Source organism: Pseudomonas sp. PDM14 (genome assembly GCF_014851905.1).
Classification (GTDB): Bacteria; Pseudomonadota; Gammaproteobacteria; order Pseudomonadales; family Pseudomonadaceae; genus Aquipseudomonas.
The window spans coordinates 120,467-145,149 of the sequence record NZ_JACVAQ010000003.1; the positions used below are offsets into that span (position 1 = coordinate 120,467).

Genomic DNA, 24,683 nt, shown 5'->3' on the forward strand with positions numbered 1-24,683 from the left:
GACAAGCAGATGGCGAACTTCTTTATCGACCGGCCGATCTTCGCCTGGGTAATTGCCCTGGTGATCATGCTGGCGGGTGGCCTGGCCATCCTCAAATTGCCGATCAACCAGTACCCCAGCATCGCCGCGCCAGCGGTGGGCATCCAGGTCAGCTACCCGGGCGCCTCCGCACAGACCGTGCAGGACACCGTGGTGCAGGTCATCGAGCAGCAGCTCAACGGCATCGACGGTTTGCGCTACATGTCTTCGGAGAGCAACTCCGACGGCAGCATGACCATCACCGTGACCTTCGATCAGGGCACCAACCCGGATATCGCTCAGGTCCAGGTGCAGAACAAACTGCAGCTGGCCACCCCGCTGTTGCCGCAGGAAGTGCAGCAACAGGGCATCCGCGTGACCAAGTCGGTGAGAAACTTCCTGATGGTCATCGGCGTGGTCTCCAAAGACGGCAGCATGACCCGTAACGACCTCTCCAACTACATCGTGTCCAACATGCAGGACCCGATCTCGCGGACCAAGGGCGTCGGTGACTTCCAGGTGTTCGGCGCCCAGTACGCCATGCGCATCTGGCTCGACCCGGGCAAGCTGACCAACTTCCAGCTGACCCCGGTCGACGTGCGCAGCGCGATCCAGGCGCAGAACGTGCAGATCTCATCCGGCCAGTTCGGCGGCCTGCCTGCCGGCCCCGGCCAGCAGCTGAACGCCACGATCATCGGCAAGACACGCCTGCAGACTCCCGAGGAATTCCGCAAGATCCTGCTCAAGGTCAACCGCGACGGTTCCCAGGTGCGCCTGGGCGACGTGGCCAAGGTCGAGCTGGGTGGTGAGAACTACAGCATCAACGCCCAGTTCAACGGCCTGCCGGCGTCCGGCCTGGCGGTCAAGCTGGCCACCGGTGCCAATGCGCTGGACACGGCCAAGGCGCTGCGCCAGACCATCGACGAACTGAAGCCGTTCTTCCCCGCGGGGCTGGAAGTGGTCTACCCGTACGACACCACGCCGGTGATCTCGGCGTCGATCAGCGGTGTTATCAGCACCCTGGTCGAGGCCTTCGTCCTGGTGTTCCTGGTGATGTACCTGTTCCTGCAGAACCTGCGTGCCACGCTGATTCCGACCCTGGCCGTGCCGGTGGTGCTGCTGGGTACGTTCGGCATCCTCTCGATGTTCGGTTTCAGCATCAACACCCTGACCATGTTCGCCATGATCCTGGCCATCGGCCTGCTGGTGGACGACGCCATCGTGGTGGTGGAGAACGTCGAGCGGGTGATGCGCGAGGAAGGCCTGTCGCCACTCGAGGCGACGCGCAAATCCATGGGCCAGATCCAGGGCGCGCTGGTCGGTATCGGCGTGGTGCTCTCGGCGGTACTGCTGCCGATGGCTTTCTTCGGCGGCTCGGTGGGCGTGATCTACCGGCAATTCTCGATCACCATCGTCTCGGCCATGGTGCTTTCGGTGATTCTCGCGCTGATCTTCACCCCGGCCCTCTGCGCCACCCTGCTCAAGCCGATCGCCAAGGGCGATCACCACGAGAAGGGCGGTTTCTTCGGCTGGTTCAACCGCAACTTCGAGCGCAGCGTCAACGGCTACGAGCGCGGCGTACGCGCCATGCTCAAGCGCAAGGCGCCGTACCTGCTGATGTACCTGGTGATCGTCGGCATCCTGGTGTGGATGTTCACCAAGATCCCCACCGCGTTCCTCCCCGACGAGGACCAGGGCGTGCTGTTCGCCCAGGTGCAGACGCCGTCCGGCTCCAGTGCCGAGCGCACCCAGGTGGTGGTCGACGACATGCGCAAGTACCTGCTCGAAGACGAGAAGGATACGGTCAGTTCGGTGTTCACCGTTACCGGCTTCAACTTCGCCGGTCGCGGACAGAGTTCGGGCATGGCCTTCATCATGCTCAAGCCCTGGGGCGAGCGTACGGCTGATGGCACCAGCGTGTTCGACCTGGCGCACCGCGCGCAGGAGCACTTCGGTAGCTTCCGTGATGCCATGGTGTTCGCCTTCGCGCCGCCGGCGGTGATGGAGCTGGGTAACGCCACCGGTTTCAACCTGTTCCTTCAGGACCGTGCCGGTGTCGGCCGTGAGACGCTGAACGAGGCGCGCGACAAGTTCCTTGAGCTGGCCTCGAAGAATCCGGTGCTGGCGCGCGTGCGGGCCAACGGCCTGATGGACGAACCGCAGTACCAGCTGCTGATCGACGACGAGAAGGTGCGCACCCTGGGTGTGTCGCTGTCCGACGTCAACAGCACCCTGTCCATTGGCTGGGGCGGCAGTTACGTCAACGACTTCATCGACCAGGGTCGGGTGAAAAAGGTCTACCTGCAGGGCGAGCCCAACGCACGGATGAACCCGGAAGACCTGAGCAAATGGTTCATCCGCAACGACAGCGGGCAGATGGTGCCGTTCGACGCCTTCGCCACGGGCAAGTGGGTCTATGGCTCGCCCAAGCTGTCGCGCTACAACGGTGTCAGCGCCCTGGAAATCCTCGGTGAGCCGGCCCCTGGCTACAGCTCCGGTGACGCCATGGCCGCGGTCGAGGAAATCACCCGACAGCTGCCGGATGGCGTGGGTTATTCCTGGACCGGTCAGTCCTACGAGGAGCGCCTGTCGGGCTCCCAGGCACCGGCGCTCTACGCCCTGTCGCTGCTGGTGGTGTTCCTTTGCCTGGCGGCGCTGTACGAGAGCTGGTCGATCCCGTTCTCGGTGATGCTGGTGGTGCCACTCGGCGTGTTCGGCGCGTTGCTGTTCACCCTGGCGCGCGGGCTGTCCAACGACGTGTTCTTCCAGGTTGGTCTGATTACCACCATCGGCCTGTCGGCGCGTAACGCGATCCTCATCGTCGAGTTCGCCAAGTCCCTGCACGAGCAGGGCAAGACCTATGTCGAGGCGGCCGTCGAGGCCTGCCGCATGCGTCTGCGGCCGATCATCATGACCTCGCTGGCGTTCATCCTCGGCGTCGTGCCGCTGGCGATCTCCAGCGGCGCGGGTGCCGGCAGCAAACACGCCATCGGTACCGGCGTGATCGGCGGCATGCTCACCGCGGCGGTTCTGGCGATCTTCTGGGTGCCGCTGTTCTATGTGATGGTCGGCGCGATGTTCAAGGACAAACGCGCTAAAGCAACCGAATCGAAGGAGGCCGTCCAGTGAGGCAGTCCCTGTTGTCCCTGGCCATCGTCAGCGCCGTGCTGAGCGGCTGCACGATGATCCCCGATTACCTGCGTCCCGAAGCGCCGGTCGCCGCTGCCTACCCGCAAGGCGAGGCGTACGCCGACAGTGCCAAGACGCAGACCTCCACCACTGCGGCGGAGCTGGGCTGGCGCGAGTTCTTCCGCGACCCGGCGTTACAGCAGCTGGTCGAGGTGGCGCTGGTCAACAACCGCGACCTGCGCATCGCCGCGTTGAACATCGACGCCTACCGCGCGCAGTACCGCATCCAGCGCTCCGAGCTGTTCCCCAGTGTCTCCGCGGCCGGCAGTGGCACCCGCCAGCGCCTGCCGGGCGACCTGTCGCAGAGCGGCGAAGCCACCACCAGCGGCCAGTACAGCGCGACCCTGGGCACCAGTGCCTGGGAAATCGACTTTTTTGGCCGTCTGCGCAGCCTCAACCAGCAGACCCTGGAACAGTACTTCGCCAGCGAGGAAGCCCGACGCAGCACGCAGATCAGCCTGGTGGCCAGCGTGGCCAACGCCTACCTGACCCTGCAGGCCGACCAGGCCCTGCTGCAGCTGACCCGCGACACGCTGGAGACCTACCGCAAGAGCTACAGCCTGACCGAGCGCAGCTTCAACGTCGGTGTCGCCGATGCGCTGTCGCTGAGCCAGGCGCGCACCGCGGTGCAGAGTGCCGAAGCCAGCCTGGCGCAGTACACCCGCCTGGTCGCCCAGGACCGCAACGCGCTGGCGCTGCTGCTGGGCAATGGCGTACCGGCGAACCTGCCGGCCGGTGCGGTGCTGGATGCCGACCTGCTCGCCGAGGTGCCGGCGGGGTTGCCGTCCGACCTGCTGCAACGTCGCCCCGACGTGCTCCAGGCCGAACATGCGCTGCGCTCGGCGAATGCCAGCATCGGCGCGGCGCGTGCGGCGTTCTTCCCCAACATCAGCCTGACGGCCAACGCCGGCACGGCGAGCAGCCAGCTGTCCGGCCTGTTCGATGGGGGTTCCGGCACCTGGCTGTTCCAGCCGCAGATCAACCTGCCGATCTTCACCGCCGGACGCCTGAAGGCCAACCTCGACTACGCCGAGGTGCAGAAGGACATTCAGGTGGCGCAGTACGAGAAAGCCATCCAGACCGCCTTCCAGGAAGTCGCCGATGGCCTGGCCGCGCGTACCACCTACGAGCAGCAGCTCACTGCCCAGCGTGCGTTGGTCGCCACCAGCGAGGACTACTACGGCCTGGCCGAGCGGCGCTTCCGCACCGGGGTGGACAGCTACCTGACCCTGCTCGACGCCCAGCGTCAGCTGTTCAGCGCCAGGCAGCAGCTGATCGGAGACCGCCTCAACCAGCTGGTCAGCGAGGTCAACCTGTACAAGGCCCTCGGCGGCGGCTGGAACGAGCAGACCCAGACGGCCCAGGCACCGGCCAACTGAGTTCGCCCGAAACGAAAAAGCCCCGGCATGCCGGGGCTTTTTTGTGGGTGCTGCATGCGCCGCCTCCGTAGACGAGCGGTGCTGCGGCGCACCCTGCGCGGCAACGTCAGCGGCGTACCAGCAGCACGCCCGACTCCATGTGATGGGTCCACGGAAACTGATCGAACAGCGCGCAGCGCTCGATGCGGTGCGTGTCGTTGAGCTGGGCGATGTTCGCTGCCAGGGTCTCCGGGTTGCAGGAGATGTACAGGATGTTGTCGAAGCGCCGGGTCAGCTCGCAGGTGTCCGGGTCCATGCCGGCGCGGGGCGGGTCGACGAACACGGCGCCGAAGTCGTAGGACTTCAGGTCGATGTCGGCCAGGCGGCGGAACGGACGCACCTCGTTCAGCGCCTGGGTCAGTTCCTCTGCACTCAGGCGCACCAGCTCGATGTTGTCGATGCCGTTGTCGGCCAGGTTGGCCAGCGCGGCATTGACCGAACTCTTGCTGATCTCGGTGGCCAGCACCTTGCGCACGCGGGTCGACAGCGGCAGGGTGAAGTTGCCGTTGCCGCAGTACAGCTCCAGCAGGTCGTCGTCACGCTCGCCGAGCGCCTCGACGGCCCAGGCGAGCATCTGCTGGCAGACCAGGCCGTTGGGCTGGGTGAAGGCGCCCTCGGGCTGGCGGTAGCGGAAGGTGCGCCCGGCCACCTGCATTTCTTCCTGCACGTAGTCGCGGCCGATCACCAGGCGCTGACCGCGCGAGCGGCCGACCAGACTGACGCCCAGCCTGGCCGCCAGCTGTTCGGCCTCGGCCTGCCAGGCAGCGTCCAGCGGGCGGTGGTAGCACAGGGTGATCAGCGCATCGCCGGCCAGGGTGGTGAGGAACTCGACCTGGAACAGCTTGAATGAGAGAGCCTTGCTCGCCTGCCAGGCAGCCTTGAGCTGAGGCATCAGCTCATTGATGCGCAGGCTGGCGATGGGGAAGTCATCGATCAGAATCGGCGTGTGCTTGTCGCCGGCGGCGAACATGGCGTAGTGGCGCTCTTCCTGTTCGCGCCACAGGCGGAACTCCGCGCGCAGGCGGTAGTGTTCGCCCGGCGAGGAAAATACCTGTGGCTCTGGGGCGGCGAAAGGCGCGAGTAGCTCGCGCAGGCGGTCGGTCTTTTCCTGCAGTTGGGCGGCGTAGGCCGCGGCGTCGCGAGTCTGGTTCATGCGGTCGTGGTGAAGGCGTATTTGAGGACGAAAAGGATGGCGAGGCTCACCAGCGCCGGATTGAGTTCACGCCAGCGCCCGGCCAGTGCCTTGATCGCCACCCAGGCGATGAAGCCCAGGGCGATGCCGTTGGCGATGGAGAAGGTCAGCGGCATGGCCAGGGCGGTGATCACCACCGGCGCGGCGACGGTGATGTCACTCCAGTCGACTTCGGCCAGGCCGGAAGTCATCAGCACGGCGACGAACAGCAGCGCCGGGGCGGTGGCGAACGGCGGCACGGTGCCGGCCAAGGGGGCGAAGAACAGCGCGAGCAGGAACAGCCCGGCGACCACGCAGGCGGTCAGCCCGGTGCGCCCGCCAGCGGCGACGCCGGAGGCGGATTCGATGTAGCTGGTGGTGGTGCTGGTGCCCAGCAGCGAGCCGCCCATGGCCGCGGTGCTGTCGGCGATCAGCGCGCGGCCCATCTTTGGCAGGTGGCCGTCGGCGCGCATCAGCCCGGCGCGTTTGGCCACGCCGATCAGGGTGCCGGTGTTGTCGAACAGGTCGACGAAGAGGAAGGCGAAGATCACGCTGATCATGCCCACGTCCAGCGCGCCCAGCAGGTCCAGTTGCAGCAGGGTCGGCATGATCGACGGCGGCAGCGAGACCACGCCGTTGAACGGCGTCAGGCCGAGCAGCACGGCGAGCAGGGTGACTGCGAGGATGCCGATCATCACCGCGCCGGTGACGCGCCGCGCCTCCAGGGCGACGATCAGGAAGAAGCCGAGGATCGCCAGCAACGGGCCGGGCGCGGTGAGGTCGCCGAGGCCGACCAGGGTCGCCGGGTTGGCAATCACCAGGCCGGCTTCCTTGAGCGCGATCAGTGCCAGGAACAGGCCGATGCCGGCGCTGATCGCCGAACGCAGCGGCAGCGGGATGCTGTTGACGATCCATTCGCGAATGCGGAACACCGAGAGCACGAAGAACAGCGTGGCCGAGATGAATACCGCGCCCAGCGCCACCTGCCAGCTGTAGCCCATGTGCAGGACCACGGTGTAGGTGAAGAAGGCGTTGAGGCCCATGCCGGGAGCGAGGGCAATCGGGTAGTTGGCGATCAGGCCCATCAGTGCCGAGCCGATGGCGGCGGCCAGGCAGGTGGCGACGAACACGGCGCCGACGTCCATGCCGGTCTTGCCGAGGATTTCCGGGTTGACGAAGAGGATGTAGGCCATCGTCAGGAAGGTGGTCAGGCCGGCCAGGATCTCGGTGCGCACGGTGGTGTTGTGCGCCTTGAGGTGGAAGAGTCTTTCCAGCATGGTTTGGCCCCCGGGGCGTCGGCTGCGGACCGGCAAAAGCAAAGCACAGCGTCGCTGGCTGCGCTGCTCGATAGGCCGGTCGGGAAAAGGCGCGCATCATACCAGCTCACCCACACGCGATGCATGCGGGCGCCGGCCGGTGGCGGGGCGCTGGCGAACATCGCCGCGCGGCCTCGGTCACATGGGCTACAAGGCCCCGGTTTCAGCCCCGGTTAAGGGGCGCGCCGCTACAGGCTATACCGGATGGGTGACGCATCGTCCTCGCTTCGCCGTCCGGACCCGAGGCAGATTTTCAGGAGATTGCCATGACTACCAGAGCCCTGATCGCCGTCGCCGATGGCGTGGAAGACCTCGAAACCGTAACCCTCATCGATGTGCTGCGCCGCGCCGAAGTCGAAGTGGTGGTCGCCAGCATCGAGAACCGGCGCATGTTCACCTGTGCCCGTGGCAGCCGCATGACCGCCGACATCATGCTGGTCGATGTGCTCGCCCAGGACTTCGACCTGATCGTCCTGCCCGGCGGCATGCCCGGTGCCGAGCGCCTGGCCGCGCACGAACCGCTGGCCGACAAGGTCCGCGAGCAGGCGCGCAGCGGCCGCCTGTTCGCTGCCATCTGCGCCTCCGCCGCGCTCGGTCTGCAGGCGTTCGGCGTGCTCAAGCAGCGGCGCGTTACCTGCTATCCCTCGTTCAGCGACCGGCTCTCCGGCTGCACCTATGTCGACCAGTCGGTGGTGCTCGACGGCAACTGCATCACCAGCCAGGGCCCGGCCACCGCCCTGGAGTTCGCCCTGACCCTGGTCGAGCAACTGGTTGGCAAGACCACGCGCAACCAGGTGGCGAACGCCATGCTGGTGCCCTGATGCGTGCCTTCGGCGCAGTCGTCCTGGGTCTGCTGCTCGTGGCCTGTGCGGCGCCGACGCCGGTCGAGCGGCACGGCCTGGGCCTGCATCGCGCACAGGTCACCGCGCAGTCGGGCTGGACGCCGATGAGCGATGCGCAGGGCAACATGCAGTACTGGGTCGAGCCGCAGGCGCAGCTCAGCGAGCAGCAACTGGACAGCGCCGAAGCACTGTTCGACGAGACGGGTCAGGCGGTGGTGCTGCTGACCTTCGATGCCACCGGGCGCGGCAAGCTGGAACAGATGACCCGTGACGCGCTGAACCAGCCGCTGGCGATCCTCATCGATGGCACGTTGCGCCTGGCGCCCCTGGTGCAGGCGCCGATCAGCGATGGGCGCATCGTCATTTCCGGCTTCATGTCCGCCGACGAAGCCCTGCGGATGGCGGCCACGCTGAAACCCTGAGAGCGTCGCCGGGCTCAATGCGCCAGTCAGGCATGAGGCCCTGGAGGGTGCGCCGTGCGCACCAGAGCCAGCCGCGCGCTACCTGAACCAGCGTTCAGCCGCAGCACTCACGGCTGTCCAGCGCTTCGAGCAGACGGCAGTGTTCGGCGTGGCCGCTGTGGCAGTCGGCCAGTTTGCGCAACTCGGCCTGCATGCTGAGCAGGTCGCGGATGCGCGTCTCGATGGCGTCCAGGTGTTCGCGGGCCATGCGGTCGGCGGCGTCGCAGGGGCTTTGCGGGTGCGCGGCGAGGTCCAGCAGATTGCGGATCTCGTCGAGGCTGAAGCCCAGTTCGCGGCCACGGCGGATGAAGCGCAGGCGGCGTACGTCGACTTCTTCATAGTGGCGATAACCCGAGGCGCTGCGTGCGGGGGCGGGCAGCAGGCCGGAGCGTTCGTAGAAGCGGATGGTCTCCAGGTTGACGCCACTGTCGCGGCTGAGGGCGCCGATGGTGAGCGGCTTGCTCATGATGACTCCGAGGGTGTTGACCCTGTAGTGACTACGGGGTTTAGCCTAGCGCCATCTTCAACGTGGAGAAAGCCAATGAGCGCACATTGCTGTAATCACGGCCCGTCCGAGCAGGACGCCATTCGTTCGCAACGCTACCGGCGCATCCTGTGGATCGCCCTGGTGGCCAACCTGGCGATGTTCGTCGTCGAAATCGGTGCCGGTGTGAAGGCTGGTTCGGTCTCACTGCTGGCTGACTCGGCGGACTTCCTCGGCGACGCCGCCAACTACGGCATCAGCCTGTGGGTGCTTGGCCTGGGCCTGGCGATACGCGCACGGGCCTCGCAGTTCAAGGCGCTGTGCATGCTGCTGTTCGGCATCGGCGTGCTCGGTGCGGCGATCTGGCACCTGCTCCAGGGTGGCGTGCCCAGTGCGCCGACCATGGGCGTGATCGGCACCCTGGCGCTGCTCACCAACCTTGGCGTGGCGGCGCTGCTGTATGCCTACCGCGAGGGTGACAGCAACATGCGCAGCGTGTGGTTGTGCACGCGCAACGATGCCCTCGGCAACCTCGCGGTGCTGGCGGCGGCGCTGGGCGTGTTCGGTACCGGCAGCGCCTGGCCGGACCTGATCGTCGCGGCGATCATGGCCTTTCTGGCGATTTCCGCGGCGATTCAGGTGCTGCGCCAGGCGAGTGGCGAGTTGCGCGAGGACGTTCACGAGGGGCACGGTCATGGCTGACGTCCTGCACCTGGCCATCGATCAGGCTTTCAGCGATGCCCGTCAGGCGCTGGCACAGCGGCAATGGCCTGCGGCATACGCCAGCCTGGAGCGTGCGCACATTCTCAGCCAGCGCCTGCCGCTGCTGCACCTGCACAGCCACTGGCTGATGCTGCAAGTGGGCTGGCGCTGCCGCGACTGGCGCGAGGTGCTCGGTCAGGCGCCGCGGATGCTTGCGGCGCTGTTGTTCTCGCGGCTCTGGGTACCGCTGGGCAATACCGGGCGGGCGCGGGTCAGCGCGTTCCGGCCGATGCCGATCAGCGCGGAGCTGCAGCGCCTGTTGCGCTGAAAGTCGTCTGCGGTCACGCAACGGCTCTACGTAAGACGCCGGCGAAGCGCATCCGCGGGGTTATGGGTGCGCACGATGCGAGGAGCCGCAACAGCGCTTCTTCTGCGCGCCAAGCTACGCTCAACCCACGCCTGAGTGCTCGATGGCCGCGCAGCGACAGTCCGCCACAGCGGCAATCCACCACAGGGTGTCGGCAAACGCGGCGGGATATTCTTTGATCGTCCATTGATCTGCATCAATGACCCGTTCGGGTCGGCATGCTGGCTGTTTTGGCCGGATGCGCGCAGCAGGCCGATTTCCAATAAGAACAATTTCCCCACCCCGGACTCCAAACCTGGAGCCGCTGGTCGGCTTGGAACCGTTCACCTGCGTGTAAGGCCCGTCGTAGAGGCCGCCGTGCAGGCTAGAAGGGTTCCCGGTAGCCAGAACACAACCTGACCGAGGAAGTCCCATGTTCGGCTTAGAAGCCCTGGACCTGGCGCGAATACAGTTCGCCTTCACCATCTCGTTCCACATCATCTTTCCGGCCATCACCATCGGTCTCGCCAGCTATCTGGCGGTGCTCGAAGGGTTGTGGCTGAAGACCGGGCAGGAGGTCTACCGCGACCTCTACCACTTCTGGTCGAAGATCTTCGCCGTCAACTTCGGCATGGGCGTGGTCTCCGGCCTGGTCATGGCGTACCAGTTCGGTACCAACTGGAGCGCCTTCTCCGACTTTGCCGGCGCGGTCACCGGGCCGCTGCTGGCGTACGAGGTGCTCACCGCGTTCTTCCTCGAAGCCGGCTTCCTTGGCGTCATGCTGTTCGGCTGGAATCGCGTCGGGCCTGGCCTGCACTTCTTCTCTACGGTGATGGTGGCGGTCGGCACGCTGATTTCCACTTTCTGGATTCTCGCCTCCAACAGCTGGATGCAGACCCCGCAGGGCTTCGAGATCATCGACGGCCGGGTAATCCCCACCGACTGGTTCGCGGTGGTGTTCAACCCCTCGTTCCCCTATCGCCTGATGCACATGGCCACCGCCGCGTTCCTCGCCACGGCGTTCTTCGTCGGCGCCTCGGCGGCCTGGCACCTGCTGCGCAAGCGTGACAACCCGGCGGTGCGGCAGATGCTGTCGATGGCCATGTGGATGGCGCTGATCGTCGCGCCGATCCAGGCGGTGATCGGCGATTTCCACGGCCTCAACACCCTGGAGCACCAGCCGGCGAAGATCGCCGCCATCGAAGGCCACTGGGAAAACCCGCCCGGCGAGGCGACCCCGCTGATCCTGTTCGGCTGGCCGGACATGGAAGAAGAGGTCACCCACTTCAAGCTGGAAATTCCCAAGCTCGGCAGCCTGATCCTGACCCACAGCCTGGACAAGCAGGTGCCGGCGCTGAAGGAGTTCGCCAAGGAAGACCGACCGAATTCGACCATCGTGTTCTGGTCGTTCCGCATCATGGTCGGCCTGGGCTTGCTGATGATCCTGGCCGGTGCCTGGAGCCTGTGGCTGCGCCTGCGCGGCCGGCTGTTCGAGTCGCGGCCGTTCCTCTATTTCGTGCTGTGGATGGGCCCGTCCGGGCTGATCGCCATCCTCGCCGGCTGGTTCACCACCGAGATCGGCCGCCAGCCGTGGGTGGTCTACGGCCTGATGCGCACCGCCGATGCCTCCTCGGGGCATAGCGTGGCGCAGATGAGCCTGACCCTGATCATGTTCGTGGTGGTGTACTTCGCCGTGTTCGGCGCGGGCTTCAGCTACGTCATGCGCCTGGTGCGCAAAGGCCCGATCACCGACGAAGGCAAGGAGCAGGGCGTGGGTGGCCCCGGACAGAAACGCACGCCGGCGCGGCCGATTTCGGCGGCCGACGAGGGCATGGAAGACGACGACAGCAAAGACGACCTGGGCGCGAGGAGCTGAACCATGGGTATCGACCTTTCACTGATCTGGGCCGTCATCATCGTCTTCGGCGTGATGATGTATGTGGTGATGGATGGCTTCGACCTGGGTATCGGCATCCTCTTCCCGTTCGTGCCGGACAAGGGCGAGCGCGACATCATGATGAACACCGTGGCACCGGTCTGGGACGGCAACGAGACCTGGCTGGTGCTCGGCGGCGCGGGGCTGTTCGCGGCCTTCCCGCTGGCTTACTCGGTGGTGCTCAGCGCGTTGTACCTGCCACTGATGTTCATGCTCATCGGCCTGGTATTCCGCGGCGTGGCCTTCGAGTTCCGCTTCAAGGCCAAGGAGCACAAGCAGCATATCTGGGACAAGGCATTCATCGGCGGCTCGCTGATGGCGACCTTCTTTCAGGGCGTGGCGCTGGGCACCTTCATCGAGGGCATCCCGGTGGAGAACCGTGCCTTCGCCGGGGATTCGCTGAACTGGCTGGCGCCTTTCCCGCTGTTCAGCGGCCTTGGCCTGGTCGCCGCTTATGCGCTGCTCGGTTGCACCTGGCTGATCATGAAGACCGAAGGTCGCCTGCAGCGGCAGATGCACGACATGGCGCGGCCGCTGGCGCTGGTGCTGCTGGCGGTGATCGGCATCGTCAGCATCTGGACGCCGCTGTCGCATGACGCCATCGCCCAGCGCTGGTTCAGCATGCCCAACCTGTTCTGGTTCATGCCGGTGCCGCTGCTGGTGCTGGTGACCTTCTTCTACCTGCTGCGCTCGGTGGCCAACGACGACAACATCAAGCCGTTCGTGCTCACCCTGATCCTCATCTTCCTCGGCTACAGTGGCCTGGGCATCAGCCTGTGGCCGAACATCGTGCCCGGCTCGCTGACCATCTGGCAGGCCGCCGCACCGCCGCAGAGTCAGGGCTTCGCCCTGGTCGGCGCGCTGTTCATCATCCCGTTCATCCTGATGTACACCGCGTGGAGCTACTACGTGTTCCGCGGCAAGGTGACCCCCGAGCATGGCTATCACTAGAGGGCGCGCAGCGATGGATAAGGTCGAGAAGAAACCGCTGTGGCAACGCCTGGGCTGGCTGGTGGGCATCTGGGCCGCCAGCGTGCTGGCGCTGGGCGCGGTGTCTTACCTGCTGCGCCTGTTCATGAATGCGGCGGGGCTGAGCACGCCCTGAGCACTCGCCTGCCGGGGCCTGGCAATGGGCCCCGGTTGCGTTGCTGATGTGGCGTCGTGCCGGCAAAGCCGACTCGCCGTCGCTTGCCAATTGAAAATTATTCTCAGTGGCTATATGTTCGCGTCTCTTCGCGAGATGTCAGAACCTGTTCACGCTCTCGCGAGCGAGCGCCCCGCTTCCGCCGCAGGGCCTGCGCGCAGCCGTTCGTGGACAGGTTCTAAGGCCCGCCGTGTCTCCGCCCATCGATCCCCACTCTGCTGACGGCCAGCTCCAGCGCCATTCGGGCGAGTTGCTGCGCTTTCTCACGCGCCAGGTGAAGTGCGCGGAGCTGGCGGCCGACTTGCGCCAGGAAACCTGGCTGCGCTTCGTGCGCAGCGAGCAGGGCGAAGTGGGTAACCTGCGGGCGCTGCTGTACCGCATCGCACGCAACCTGATCATCGACCACCGTCGCCAGCAGGACGCCCGCCCGCCGCAGGAAACCGTCGATGGCGAGTACGCGTGCGCCCAGCCGGGGCCCGAAGAGGCGGCCAGCGGCAGCGAGCGCCTGGCGCAACTGCAGGTCGTGATGCAGGGACTGCCACCGCACTTGCGCCAGGCACTGCTGTGGAATCGCCTGGACGGATTGACCCAGCGCGAGATTGGCGAGCGCCTGGGTGTCTCGGAAAGTATGGCTGGACGCTATATCCTCAAGGCCCTCGAATACTGCCAGCAGCACATGGACACCACGCCTTGACCTCTCACGCCGCATACCTCGCCCAAGCTCGGGAATGGCAGGTACTCCTGCATTCCGGGCGCGCCACGGCGGCCGACCAGGCAGCGGCCGAGGCCTGGCGCCTCGCTGCGCCGGAACACGCCCAGGCGCTGCGCGAGGTGGAAGACCTGTGGGCGCTGCTCGGCCAGCTCGATCCGCGCAGCAGTGCGCCGCCAGCCACGTCCGAGGTCGTGCCACTGGCACCGCGCCGCGCCCGGCGCAGCGCACGCTGGGTAGTGCCCCTGGCCACAGCGGCGTCGCTGGTCCTGGCGTTGTGGTTGCCGCGCGGCGCGTGGCTCGGTCTGTATGCCGACGAATCCACCGCGCCGGGCGAGATCCGCGAACTGCGTCTGGAGGATGGCTCGCTGCTCACCCTCAACGGCAATACCGCGCTGGACTGGGTATTCGTCGATGGCCAGCGGCAAGTGCGGCTGTACCGCGGCGAGGTGGATTTCCAGGTCGCCGCCGATGCCACGCGTCCGTTCCTGGTGGCGGCCGGTCCCGCACGTATCCGCGTCACCGGCACCCGCTTCGACGTTAACCACCGCGGCGGCGACGTGCTGCTGGCCGTCACCCACGGCCAGGTCCAGGCCAGCGAGGATGGCGGCTCCCCAGTACCGGTGAATGCCAGGCAACAGGTGGCGTGGCGTGCGGGTCAGCTGCAATCCGTGCAGGCACTGGATGCCCAGCGCCTGGCCTGGCAACGCGGCAAGCTGGTGTTCCGCGCACGACCGCTGGGCGAGGTGTTTGCCGAGCTGGAACGCAGCCAGAGCCAGCGCGTGGTGTTCCTCGATGCCGCCGCCCGCGAGCTGCAGGTCACCGGGGTGTTCGCCCTCGACGATCCGCAGGCGCTGCTGCGTGCCATCGAGAGCAACCTCCCGGTGCGCCTGATTCGCCTGCCGGGCGTGCTGCTGGTCGCCTCGCGCGACTGATTCGCGCGGGCAAAAAGCGTCCCGCGAAAAAATATGTGGGGCGAAGGTTCAGAAAGATGCGGCGCTTTCGTCTTCTGTTTCTGCAAATGCGACGTTCTCGCATCACCTCTTTTGGCAGAACACAGGAAGCTCAGCATGCGGTCCCAGCGTACCCTTCTTCGCCAGGCGCTCGTCGCCATCCCTCTCGCCCTGGGCAGTGCGCTCGTTTCGGCGGTCGAACTCGACGTGCCGGCGCAGAGCCTTGATGCCGCGCTGACCGATTTCGCCGAGCAGGCCAACGTGCGCCTGCTGTACGACGCCGCGCTGACCCGCAACAGCGCCGCCGTGCCCGCCCTGAAAGGCGATTATTCGGTGGCCGAAGGGCTGCAGCGCCTGCTGCGGGGCTCCGGGCTGACCTACCGCATGGGCGCCGACGGCACCGTGACCCTGGAACCGGTGGGCGCCCTGCAGGGCGCAGTCGAGCTGGACACCACCACGGTCAGCAGCCAGGCCGACGGCCGCCGCGATCTGCCGCTCGAATACGCCGGCGGCCAGGTCGCCCGCGGTGCGCGCATGGGCATGCTGGGCAACCAGGACATGCAGGATGTGCCGTTCAGTGCCGCGAGCTACACCAGCGAGCTGATTGCCGAGCGCCAGGCCCAGACCCTTGGCGAAGTGCTGCTCAGTGATCCGGCGGTGCGTCAGTCCTATGGCTTTGGCAACTTCTCCCAGGTTTTCGTGATTCGCGGTTTCTCCCTGGCCTCCGATGACATCGCCTTCAATGGCCTGTACGGCGTGCTGCCGCGGCAGATCATCGGCACCGAGTCGGTGGAGCGTGTGGAGGTGTTCAAGGGCGCCAGTGCCTTTCTCACCGGCGTATCGCCGACCGGCACGGGGGTTGGCGGGGCGATCAACGTGGTATCGAAGAAGGCCGAGGACACGCCGACGCGCAGCCTGACCCTGGACTATGGCAGCGACGAACGCGTGGGCGGCAGCTTCGATATCGGCCAGCGTTTCGGTGAGGACAATCGCTTTGGCGTGAGGGTCAACCTGGCCAAGCGTGATGGCGAGACGGCAATCGACGACGAGGATAGCGAATACAGCCTGGTGGCCCTTGGCCTGGACTACCGTGGCGAGCGTCTGCGCCTGTCGACCGATTTCGGCTACCAGAAACAGCGTATCGACGGTGGCCGCCCGGTTATTTACATCCCCGGTCTGGCAGGGGTGCCGAAGGCACCTTCGTCGACGAAGAATTACGCGCAGTCCTGGACCTGGTCGCAACTGGAAGACACCTACGGCATGTTCAATGCCGAGTACGACCTGAGCGAAAACTGGACGGCCTTCCTGGCCGCCGGCGGCAAGTATTCGCGGGAAAACGGTGTGTATTCGTCGCTGTATGTCAGCAATTTCAATGGCGCGGCCACGGTGGGGCGCCTCTACACCCCGCGTGATGAAGAAAGCCGCAGCGCCACTGCCGGCGTGCGTGGCACGCTGAGCACCGGGCCGGTAAGCCACCAGCTCAACCTGGCGTTGAGTGGCAACTGGCGTGAGTTCCGCAGCGCCAACGAATTTACCGGGCCGGCTGGTCGGCCGGGCAATAACCTGTACGACCCTTTCCCGATCAATGAGCCGAACCCGACCTCCATTTCCGGCGATATGCACGACCCGCGCAAGACCGGCTCCACGCAGGCGCGCAGTATTGCCGTGTCCGACACCCTGGGCTTTTTCGATGACCGCGTGCTGCTGACGCTCGGCCTGCGCCGACAGAACATCGTGACTGACTCCTGGCCCGCGGCGACCGGCCTGCGTGCGCCGGGCTACGCAGAAAGCATCACCACGCCGGTCTACGGTCTGGTGATCAAACCGACCGAATACCTCTCGCTCTACGCCAACCGCATGGAGGGTCTACAGCCTGGCCAGGTCAGTACGGCTTCTGGCAACCGTGGCGAGATCTTTCCGCCGTACCGCTCCAAACAGATCGAGGCGGGTATCAAGCTGGATTGGGGGACCGTGGGCGGTAGCCTGGGCGTCTATCGCATCGAACAGCCGCAGTTGGTTACTCAGAACAACATCGCGAGCGTCGACGGCGAGCAGCGCAATCGGGGCGTGGAGCTGAATCTCTTTGGTGAGCCGGTGGACGGGCTGCGCCTGCTGGCAGGCGCCACGCTGATGGATACCGAGCTGCGGGGCACAGCCGGGGGGACCAATGATGGCAACAGCGCGACCGGTGTATCGGAGTTCCAGTACAACCTGGGGGCGGACTGGGAGGTTCCAGGGCTGCGTGGTCTGTCCCTGAATGCCCTGATGCTGCGTACCGGCGGGCAGTTCGTCGATGTGGCCAACCGCCAGGAAACTCCGGCCTGGACGCGTTTCGACATCGGCACGCGCTACACGATGGATCTCGACGACAAGCGTGTGGTGTTGCGTGCTGCGCTGGAAAACCTGACGGACAAGGACTATTGGGCTTCGGCCGCGACCAGCAACGGCGGCTACCTGACCCAGGGCGCGCCGCGCACCCTGAAGGTCTCGGCGACCGTGGACTTCTGATCGTGCTGCGATGACAGGCCCGGCACGCTGCCGGGCCTGTTCGAGATCGTCTTACTTGATGGCTTTGAGGATGACGAACTTGGGCGTCGCCGCGACCTGCTCGACGCCACGGAACAGGCGCTTGAGCTTGGCGTGATAGCCCAGGTGGCGGTTGCCGACGATCCACAGTTCGCCGCCGCGCACCAGCGCCGCCTTGGCCTGGGTGAACATGCGCCAGGCGAGGAAATCGCCGACCACCTGCTGCTGGTGGAAGGGCGGGTTGCACAGCACCAGGTCGAGCGAGTCGGCGGGTTGGTCAGCCAGGCCATCACCGGCGCGGATCTCAACCGGGCGCTCGCCCAGCGCGGCCTGCCAGTTTTCCTGCGCCGATTGCACGGCCATGTACGACTCGTCGACCAGGGTCAGCTGCGCCTCGGGGTTGGCCAGGGCGTAGGCGATGCCGAGCACGCCATTGCCGCAGCCGAGGTCGGCCACGCGGCGTTCGCCAAGGCTCTTCGGCAGGTGCGGCAGAAAGGCCCGGGTGCCGATATCCAGGCCTTCGCGGCAGAACACGTTGGCGTGGTTGCGCAGCTCGATGCGTGGCTGCTCCAGGCGGTAGCGGCTGGGGTAGGGCGAGCTTGCGGCGGGTTTGTCCTCGGGCGTGGCGAACAGCAGGCGCGCCTTCTTCTCCGCCAGAGAGGCCTGCACCGGGCCGATGTATTGTTCCAGCAGATCACCGGCGGCCCGCGGCAGGTGCTTGATCATGCCGGCGGCGACCACGCGGGCGCCGGGGGCGAGCTGGCTGTGCAGGCGGATCAGTTGTTCCTCGAGCAGTGCCAAGGTCTTCGGCACGCGGATCAGCACCCAGTCGAACGGCCCGCTGGCCACGGCGCTGGCCGGAACGAACTGCACGCTATCCGCCGCCAGGCCGTTGCGCGCGAGGTTCTTCTGCAGGGCCAGGTGGCCGAGGTGAGAGTCACCACTGCTGACCACCGTGGCGTGCGTGGCCAGGCTGGTAGCCAGGGCGCCGAAACCATCGTTGAGTACCAGCACCCGGCTGTTCGCGGCCAGGCCCTGCTGCTGGACGTGGGCGAGCAGGTACTCGTCCGCCGCGTCGAAGGCCTGCAGGGGTTCGTTGGCCTGTTCGGGCTGGCGGATCAGGTCGAGCTGGGCAAAGGCGCTGGTGAAGATGGGCATCGGTGACTCGGTGGCGAACGGAGGATGGGGCGCTAGCGGCTGGTCGGTATTGTCGGCGCAAGTGGCGCAAAAGTCTCGGCACCAAGACGCGGGCGCTGGCGAATGGTCTGCTGTTCGATCCGGCGGCTCGGCAATTCCCGCAGAACCCGCGGGTGTTCCCCGGCGCGGCTTTGCGGGACACTGGCGGCCTGCAAGCGTCCCGAGTCGAGTGCCGATGTCCGCCAGCGAAGAGAAATTCACCCGCCAGACCCTGACCGATATCCGCGTCTGGTCGCCCAGCCTGTTCAGCCTGAGCTGCACCCGCGACGCCGGCTTTCGCTTCCGCGCCGGGCAGTTCGTCCGCCTGGGCGTGCGCAAGGCCGATGGCGGCGTGGTCTGGCGTGCCTACTCGATTGTCTCGGCGCCGCACGACGACTATCTGGAGTTCTTCTCCATCGTCGTGCCGGGCGGCGAGTTCACCAGCGAGCTGAGCCGCCTGCAGGTCGGTGACGAACTGCTGGTGGAAAAGCAGGCCACCGGCTTTCTCACCCTCGACCGCTTCCCCGATGGCCGCGACCTCTGGCTGATCGGCACCGGCACCGGCCTGGCGCCGTTCCTGTCGATTCTCCAGGACCTGGAAGCCTGGCAACGCTTCGAGCGCATCGTGCTGGTCTACAGCGCTCGCGACACCGGCGAGCTGGCCTACCAGGAACTGATCGCCGAGCTGCCGCAACGCGAGTGGCTGGAGGGCGCTGGCAGCAAGCTGGTGTACGTGCCGGTGGTGACCCGCGAGCAGGTGCCCGGCGCGTTGAATGCGCGGGTCACCACGCTGATCGAGAACGGCGAGCTGGAGCGTGCCGCCGGCCTGCAGCTGAGCCCCGAGCATTCGCGGGTGCTGCTCTGCGGCAACCCGCAGATGATCGAGGACACCCGTGCCGTGCTCAAGACCCGCGACATGCAGCTCTCGCTCAGTCGCCGGCCCGGTGCCGTGGCGGTGGAGAACTACTGGTAAGGCGCGCCGTAAAAGGCAACCGACCGTCGGCGAAAAAAATTGGTTACGTTTTAACCCTTCTGGCCGGCGCGGTACTGCACTTAGCATGGGCGTCCGTTTTTATCCGACTGGACTCCATGGACAGCGATTGTTGCAAGCCACCCCCGGTGGCCCCCTCCGCATTACCCGGCACAGGCCTCGCGCCGCGCTGCCAACCCTCTCGTCATGCCTCGCGTAACCGCGCTCGCGGTGCGTTTCTCGTTCTGCACATCGGAAACTTCTGACCGCTATGGAATGGATGCTCGATCCAACGGCATGGCTTGGCCTGCTGACCCTGATCGTCCTGGAAATCGTCCTGGGCATCGACAACCTGGTGTTCATCGCCATCCTCGCCGACAAGCTGCCGCCGCATCAGCGCGACCGTGCACGGCTGATCGGCCTGAGCCTGGCGCTGATCATGCGCTTGGGTCTGCTGGCCAGTATTTCCTGGCTGGTGACGCTCACTGCGCCGCTGTTCGAGGTGTTCGACAAGAGCTTCTCCGGGCGTGACCTGATCATGCTGTTCGGTGGAGTGTTCCTGTTGTTCAAGGCCACCATGGAGCTGCACGAACGCCTCGAAGGGCGCACCCACCAGCCGGGCGGCAGCCGCACCTACGCGCTGTTCTGGCCGGTGGTGGCGCAGATCGTCGTGCTCGACGCGGTGTTCTCCCTCGACGCGGTGATTACCGCCGTGGGCATGGTCGAGCACCTGGAAGTGATGATGATCGCCGTGATCATCTCCATCGGCCTGATGATCATCGCCAGCAAGCCGCTGACGGCCTTCGTCAACGCGCATCCGACGGTGATCATGCTGTGCCTGGGCTTCCTCATGATGATCGGCTTCAGCCTCACCGCCGAAGGTCTGGGCTTCCACATTCCCAAGGGCTACCTGTACGCCGCCATCGGCTTCTCCATCCTCATCGAGATGGCCAACCAGCTGGTGCGCTGGAAGCGCAAGCGGCAGATGCAGGGCAGCCGTGGCCTGCGTGAGCGCACTGCGCATGCGGTGCTGCGCCTGCTCGGCGGCAAGATCGAGGCGGACGAGGTGGGCGACGAGATCGCCGACATGCTCGAAGGGGGGGAAGGCGAGCGCGTGCTGTTCGACCGCCGCGAGCGGGTGATGATCAGTGGTGTGCTGGGCCTGGCCGAGCTGTCCATCCGCAACGTCATGACCGGGCGCATGCAGGTGCACCACATCGACCTCAGCGACGACGCCGAGACCATCCGCGCCGACCTCGCGCAGTCGCCGTACTCGCGCCTGCTGGTGATCCGCGATGACCAGGTCGACGAGCCGCTGGGCTACGTGCACAAGAAGGAGCTGTTCAAGGAGCTGCTCAAGGGCGAGCAGCCGGACATCGAAAGCCTGCTGCGCCGGCCGCTCAACCTGCCGGACAGCTGTGCGGTGCTCGGCGCCCTGGAACAGATGCGCCAGGCCTCGACCCACGTGGCCTTCGTGGTCAACGAGTTCGGTGGCTTCGAAGGCATGCTGACCCTGACCGACATCCTCGAGGCCATCGCCGGCGAACTGCCGGATGCCAGCGAGGTGGATGGCCCGGAGATCGAGGAAGTGGGCGGCGCCTACCAGGTCAGCGGTGCGCTCAACCTCAGCGTGCTGCGCGAGCGCATCGGTTTTCGTGCCCAGGCCACCGAGGACTACCAGACCATCGCCGGCCTGGCCATGAGCCTGCTCGACCGCCTGCCGATGGTGGGGGACTCGCTGGAGTTCGCCGACTGGCAGTTGAGCGTGATCGAGGTCAAGGAGCGGCGGATCAACCGACTGTTGCTCAAGCCGCCTGCGGCGCAGTGACCCAATAAAAACGGCGCCTCGGGCGCCGTTTTTGTTTTTCCGCGTGCCGGGTCAGGGCAGCTTGTCTTCCTGGCGCGCCTTGAGCAGGTCGCGGATCTCGGTGAGCAGGGTTTCTTGCGGGGTTGGTGCTGGTGGTACCGATGGGGCCACGGCTTCTTCACGCTTGAGTTTGTTGATCGCCTTGACGCCCATGAAGATGGCGAAGGCAACGATGACGAAGTCCAGCACGGTCTGGATGAACTTGCCGTAGCTCAGCACCACCGCCGGGATATCGCCCTCGGCCGCCTTGAGGGTGACGGCCAGGTCGCTGAAATCTACGCCGCCGATGAGCAGGCCGATCGGCGGCATGATCACGTCGCCGACGAAGGAACTGACGATCTTGCCGAACGCGGCGCCGATGATGATACCGACGGCCATGTCGACCACGTTGCCTTTGACGGCGAAGGCTTTGAATTCGTTGAGTAGGCTCATGTTTCACTCCGTGGTTAGTCTGGTTATGGCATGCAGTGTAATTCAGCGCGAGGCCGCTGCCAGCCCGGCGCAGCCATGCGCAGGCTCTGAAACGGCTATGACCGTCGGTCACGGCGTTGGTGCGACCCCATCCGATGCTGGCTAGCCTGAACGGATCGAAGCCGAGGAGTGAATGCCATGCCGCTCGAACACCATCCGCTTGCGCGCGAATTCCCCGAGTACAAGGCCGCGCTGCAGACCCTGATGAACGACGCCCACTTCGTCCGCCTGGCCCAGGCCTACCAGGACCTCGATACCCGTATCTATCAGGCCGAAGCCGGGCGCGAGGCGCTCGACGATCTGGCGCTGCAGGACCTGAAGATGCGCCGCGTCGCGCACAAGGACGAAATCGCCGACCTGCTCAGGCGTGCGGCTGAGTGACCACGCCGGTTGTTTGATCGGGGTCAAGGGTTCGCTCAGCGGCGCACCGTAGGCTGTGGCCATCTGACTCAGGAGCCACAGCATGCACGTCGAACATCACCCGTTGATCAAGGACTTCCCGGAACTGCGCAGCGAGCTGCAACGCCTGCGCAGCGAGGATCTGCACTTTTCCCGCCAGGCCGACGAGTACGAAGCGCTGGACAAGCGCATCTGCCGGGTCGAGGACGGCGTCGAGCTGCTCGACGACGAAACGCTCAGCCAGCTCAAGCTGGAGCGCGTGACGCGCAAGGATGACCTGTCTCGCCAGCTCAAGCGCGCCGCCGGGCAGTGCTGCGGATGCGGTAATGGCTGCGCCGGCTGAGGTGGCTCCCGCCGTCAGTGCGTGCGGGGCGAAAGCAGGTAGCTGAGCAGGCCAGGCTGCTCACTGTCCGCGTCGAGTTGCTGCACGCGCAGCGGCAGCTCGGCGAACAGCGCGCGCCAGAAACTGCTGGCCAGCGCGTCTTCTCCGTAGAAACTCACCAGCCAATCGCCACCGCCGCTCACGATCACCTGCTCCACCAGTGCGCGACCGATACCCTGGCGACGGTATTTCTTCAGCACGAACAGGTCGGCGAACTCCAGGGCATCGACGCCGGGCAGTTCGCTGCGCTCGATCAGCAGGAAGCCGGCGATGAAGCCGTTGACCAGAATCAGCAGGGCCTGCCAGTCGGCCTCCTGCCAGTAGCGCTGCAGGTGCGGCTCGTGGATGTAGAAGCGGCCGTCGAGCTCGACGTCTTCCTGCTCCCAGTCCGACGACTCGTAGGCATAGAACTGGTAGAGGTTGCGGATCAGCGGCAGCTGGTCGGCGCTGGCGGGGACGAGTTCGATCTGCATCGCGGGGCGACTCATGGGAGAGCGGGGCGCTATTATCGCCGTTTTTCCAGCGGCGGAGACTTCCATGGCCAAGGCCAAGCGCATGTATGGCTGCACCGAGTGCGGTGCGACCTTTCCCAAATGGGCCGGGCAGTGCGGCGAATGCGGTGCGTGGAATACCCTGACCGAAACCATGATCGAGGCCAACGCACCCACGCCCAGCGGGCGTGGCGGCTGGGCCGGGCAGCAGGCGCAGCTGAAGACCCTGGCCGAGGTCAGCGTCGAGGAGGTGCCGCGCTTCTCCACTGCCTCCAATGAGCTGGACCGCGTGCTCGGCGGCGGTCTGGTCGATGGCTCGGTGGTGCTGATCGGCGGCGACCCCGGCATCGGCAAGTCGACCATTCTCCTGCAGACCCTGTGCAACATCGCCCAGCGCCTGCCCGCCCTGTACGTCACCGGCGAGGAGTCGCAGCAGCAGGTGGCCATGCGCGCGCGACGCCTGGACCTGCCGCAGGACAAGCTCAAGGTGATGACCGAGACCTGCATCGAAACCATCATTGAGGTGGCGCGCCGCGAGCAGCCCAAGGTGATGGTCATCGACTCGATCCAGACCATCTTCACCGAGCAGTTGCAGTCCGCCCCCGGCGGCGTGGCCCAGGTGCGCGAGAGCGCGGCGCTGCTGGTGCGCTACGCCAAGCAGAGCGGCACGGCGATCTTCCTGGTCGGTCACGTGACCAAGGAAGGCGCCCTGGCCGGCCCGCGCGTGCTCGAGCACATGGTCGACACCGTGCTGTATTTCGAGGGTGAGTCGGACGGCCGCCTGCGCCTGCTGCGCGCGGTGAAGAACCGCTTCGGCGCGATCAACGAGCTGGGCGTGTTCGGCATGACCGACAAGGGCCTCAAGGAAGTCACCAACCCCTCGGCGATCTTCCTCACCCGTGCCCAGGAGGAAGTGCCAGGCAGCGTGGTGATGGCGACCTGGGAAGGCACCCGGCCAATGTTGGTGGAGGTGCAGGCGCTGGTCGACACCAGTCACCTGGCCAACCCGCGCCGCGTCACCCTCGGCCTGGACCAGAACCGCCTGGCCATGCTGCTGGCCGTGCTGCACCGCCACGGCGGCATCCCGACCTACGACCAGGACGTGTTCCTCAATGTGGTCGGCGGGGTCAAGGTGCTGGAGACGGCGTCGGACCTGGCGCTGATGGCGGCGGTGATTTCCAGCCTGCGCAACAAGCCGCTGCCGCATGACCTGCTGGTGTTCGGCGAGATCGGCCTGTCCGGCGAGATCCGCCCGGTGCCGAGCGGTCAGGAGCGCCTGAAGGAGGCCGCCAAGCATGGCTTCAAGCGCGCCATCGTGCCCAAGGGCAACGCGCCGAAGGATGCCCCGCCGGGGCTGCAGGTGATCGCCGTGACGCGCCTCGAACAGGCGCTGGATGCCCTGTTCGAGTGACCGACCTGCGGCGCTCTGCCGCTGGGGGCAGGGTGCCCCACTTGTCGCAGATCAAGTTTCGCCGTGCCGGGCGGGAGGAGCATGAGGTCGTACCCAGAGAGGAGATGACCCATGTTTTCGTTCTTCGATTTCTTCGCCAAGACCCTCAACTACGAGCCCGGCCAGCCGCGTGATCGTGCCGAAGAGCGGCGCGAGGCGAGCATGGCGACCCGCCGGGTGCAGGCCCGTCACTGCACGCAGAAGGCCGAAGCCCAATGCCGCGAATCAGGCGTTCGCGAACAGGCACTTTAGCTGGCGGTTA

At 66.0% G+C, this 24,683-nt stretch carries 24 protein-coding genes; 18 read left to right on the top strand and 6 right to left on the bottom strand.

All coding sequences use genetic code 11. The annotated features are described in order from the left end of the window. The first annotated feature begins 9 nt into the window (after nucleotides 1–9). On the top strand, nucleotides 10–3,147 hold the full coding sequence (locus IB229_RS20235; protein ID WP_192331741.1) for an efflux RND transporter permease subunit: 3,138 nt from the start codon (nucleotides 10–12) through the stop codon (nucleotides 3,145–3,147). Further along, the gene (adeC, locus tag IB229_RS20240; protein WP_192331742.1) at nucleotides 3,144–4,586 is read left to right on the top strand and encodes an AdeC/AdeK/OprM family multidrug efflux complex outer membrane factor; all 1,443 of its coding nucleotides are present in this window, start codon (nucleotides 3,144–3,146) and stop codon (nucleotides 4,584–4,586) included. Before IB229_RS20235 ends, adeC begins: the two co-directional genes overlap by 4 nt. Before the next feature lie 106 nt (nucleotides 4,587–4,692). Here adeC and trmA read toward each other — a convergent pair whose 3' ends face one another. Together trmA and IB229_RS20250 are read right to left on the bottom strand one after the other, a co-directional pair. Beyond that, nucleotides 4,693–5,778: a tRNA (uridine(54)-C5)-methyltransferase TrmA gene (gene trmA / locus IB229_RS20245; RefSeq protein WP_192331743.1), complete on the bottom strand. Its 1,086-nt coding sequence runs from the start codon at nucleotides 5,776–5,778 to the stop codon at nucleotides 4,693–4,695. Then, nucleotides 5,775–7,073 carry an NCS2 family permease gene (locus tag IB229_RS20250; protein ID WP_192331744.1) on the bottom strand — a complete coding sequence of 433 codons (1,299 nt, stop codon included), beginning with the start codon at nucleotides 7,071–7,073 and terminating at the stop codon, nucleotides 5,775–5,777. Before IB229_RS20250 ends, trmA begins: the two co-directional genes overlap by 4 nt. Nucleotides 7,074–7,378: 305 nt before the next feature. Between IB229_RS20250 and IB229_RS20255 the strand changes: the two genes are divergently transcribed. After that, nucleotides 7,379–7,933 (top strand): DJ-1 family glyoxalase III, encoded by a 555-nt coding sequence (locus tag IB229_RS20255; RefSeq protein ID WP_192331745.1) that lies wholly within the window; start codon nucleotides 7,379–7,381, stop codon nucleotides 7,931–7,933. Next, complete coding sequence (locus IB229_RS20260; RefSeq protein ID WP_192331746.1) at nucleotides 7,933–8,376, top strand: SecDF P1 head subdomain-containing protein; 444 nt, start codon at nucleotides 7,933–7,935, stop codon at nucleotides 8,374–8,376. The genes IB229_RS20255 and IB229_RS20260 overlap by 1 nt, the downstream gene beginning before the upstream one ends. A gap of 94 nt (nucleotides 8,377–8,470) precedes the next feature. On the opposite strand, the gene IB229_RS20265 is transcribed toward IB229_RS20260, so the two are convergent. Then, entirely contained in the window at nucleotides 8,471–8,881 is a 411-nt protein-coding gene (locus tag IB229_RS20265; protein WP_192331747.1) for a MerR family DNA-binding protein, read from the bottom strand. A gap of 75 nt (nucleotides 8,882–8,956) precedes the next feature. On the opposite strand from IB229_RS20265, the gene IB229_RS20270 reads away from it, so the two are divergent. The 8 genes from IB229_RS20270 to IB229_RS20305 all read left to right on the top strand — a co-directional run bounded on the left by IB229_RS20270 (nucleotide 8,957) and on the right by IB229_RS20305 (nucleotide 17,197). Next, on the top strand, nucleotides 8,957–9,601 hold the full coding sequence (locus tag IB229_RS20270) for a cation transporter (protein ID WP_192331748.1): 645 nt from the start codon (nucleotides 8,957–8,959) through the stop codon (nucleotides 9,599–9,601). Further along, nucleotides 9,594–9,929 (top strand): DUF3703 domain-containing protein, encoded by a 336-nt coding sequence (locus IB229_RS20275; protein ID WP_192331749.1) that lies wholly within the window; start codon nucleotides 9,594–9,596, stop codon nucleotides 9,927–9,929. The genes IB229_RS20270 and IB229_RS20275 overlap by 8 nt, the downstream gene beginning before the upstream one ends. Nucleotides 9,930–10,380: 451 nt before the next feature. Then, the gene (locus IB229_RS20280; protein WP_192331750.1) at nucleotides 10,381–11,823 is read left to right on the top strand and encodes a cytochrome ubiquinol oxidase subunit I; all 1,443 of its coding nucleotides are present in this window, start codon (nucleotides 10,381–10,383) and stop codon (nucleotides 11,821–11,823) included. A 3-nt stretch (nucleotides 11,824–11,826) separates the two neighbouring features. After that, the gene (gene cydB, locus IB229_RS20285) at nucleotides 11,827–12,834 is read left to right on the top strand and encodes a cytochrome d ubiquinol oxidase subunit II (RefSeq protein ID WP_192331751.1); all 1,008 of its coding nucleotides are present in this window, start codon (nucleotides 11,827–11,829) and stop codon (nucleotides 12,832–12,834) included. Nucleotides 12,835–12,847: 13 nt separating this feature from the next. Continuing rightward, nucleotides 12,848–12,988: a DUF2474 domain-containing protein gene (locus IB229_RS20290; protein ID WP_192332025.1), complete on the top strand. Its 141-nt coding sequence runs from the start codon at nucleotides 12,848–12,850 to the stop codon at nucleotides 12,986–12,988. A 229-nt stretch (nucleotides 12,989–13,217) separates the two neighbouring features. Continuing rightward, a complete protein-coding gene (locus tag IB229_RS20295; protein ID WP_192331752.1) occupies nucleotides 13,218–13,721 on the top strand; it encodes an RNA polymerase sigma factor in 504 nt (167 codons plus the stop codon). Next, on the top strand, nucleotides 13,718–14,671 hold the full coding sequence (locus IB229_RS20300) for a FecR family protein (protein ID WP_192331753.1): 954 nt from the start codon (nucleotides 13,718–13,720) through the stop codon (nucleotides 14,669–14,671). Before IB229_RS20295 ends, IB229_RS20300 begins: the two co-directional genes overlap by 4 nt. A gap of 135 nt (nucleotides 14,672–14,806) precedes the next feature. Then, complete coding sequence (locus IB229_RS20305) at nucleotides 14,807–17,197, top strand: TonB-dependent receptor (RefSeq protein WP_192331754.1); 2,391 nt, start codon at nucleotides 14,807–14,809, stop codon at nucleotides 17,195–17,197. A gap of 51 nt (nucleotides 17,198–17,248) precedes the next feature. On the opposite strand, the gene IB229_RS20310 is transcribed toward IB229_RS20305, so the two are convergent. Beyond that, entirely contained in the window at nucleotides 17,249–18,373 is a 1,125-nt protein-coding gene (locus tag IB229_RS20310; protein ID WP_192331755.1) for a methyltransferase, read from the bottom strand. A gap of 214 nt (nucleotides 18,374–18,587) precedes the next feature. Between IB229_RS20310 and IB229_RS20315 the strand changes: the two genes are divergently transcribed. Both IB229_RS20315 and IB229_RS20320 read left to right on the top strand, forming a co-directional pair. Then, a complete protein-coding gene (locus IB229_RS20315; RefSeq protein ID WP_192331756.1) occupies nucleotides 18,588–19,364 on the top strand; it encodes a ferredoxin--NADP reductase in 777 nt (258 codons plus the stop codon). A gap of 268 nt (nucleotides 19,365–19,632) precedes the next feature. Next, nucleotides 19,633–21,189 carry a TerC family protein gene (locus IB229_RS20320; protein ID WP_192331757.1) on the top strand — a complete coding sequence of 519 codons (1,557 nt, stop codon included), beginning with the start codon at nucleotides 19,633–19,635 and terminating at the stop codon, nucleotides 21,187–21,189. A 51-nt stretch (nucleotides 21,190–21,240) separates the two neighbouring features. Here IB229_RS20320 and mscL read toward each other — a convergent pair whose 3' ends face one another. Further along, the gene (mscL, locus tag IB229_RS20325) at nucleotides 21,241–21,660 is read right to left on the bottom strand and encodes a large-conductance mechanosensitive channel protein MscL (protein ID WP_192331758.1); all 420 of its coding nucleotides are present in this window, start codon (nucleotides 21,658–21,660) and stop codon (nucleotides 21,241–21,243) included. Between the two features lie 177 nt (nucleotides 21,661–21,837). On the opposite strand from mscL, the gene IB229_RS20330 reads away from it, so the two are divergent. Continuing rightward, entirely contained in the window at nucleotides 21,838–22,080 is a 243-nt protein-coding gene (locus IB229_RS20330; RefSeq protein ID WP_192331759.1) for a YdcH family protein, read from the top strand. Nucleotides 22,081–22,162: 82 nt separating this feature from the next. Beyond that, the gene (locus IB229_RS20335) at nucleotides 22,163–22,441 is read left to right on the top strand and encodes a YdcH family protein (protein WP_192331760.1); all 279 of its coding nucleotides are present in this window, start codon (nucleotides 22,163–22,165) and stop codon (nucleotides 22,439–22,441) included. Nucleotides 22,442–22,455: 14 nt separating this feature from the next. Here IB229_RS20335 and IB229_RS20340 read toward each other — a convergent pair whose 3' ends face one another. After that, entirely contained in the window at nucleotides 22,456–22,968 is a 513-nt protein-coding gene (locus IB229_RS20340; RefSeq protein WP_225579273.1) for a GNAT family N-acetyltransferase, read from the bottom strand. Nucleotides 22,969–23,017: 49 nt separating this feature from the next. Between IB229_RS20340 and radA the strand changes: the two genes are divergently transcribed. Continuing rightward, nucleotides 23,018–24,382: a DNA repair protein RadA gene (gene radA / locus IB229_RS20345; protein WP_192331762.1), complete on the top strand. Its 1,365-nt coding sequence runs from the start codon at nucleotides 23,018–23,020 to the stop codon at nucleotides 24,380–24,382. A gap of 111 nt (nucleotides 24,383–24,493) precedes the next feature. Further along, nucleotides 24,494–24,673 carry a hypothetical protein gene (locus IB229_RS20350; protein WP_192331763.1) on the top strand — a complete coding sequence of 60 codons (180 nt, stop codon included), beginning with the start codon at nucleotides 24,494–24,496 and terminating at the stop codon, nucleotides 24,671–24,673. Nucleotides 24,674–24,683 lie beyond the last annotated feature (10 nt).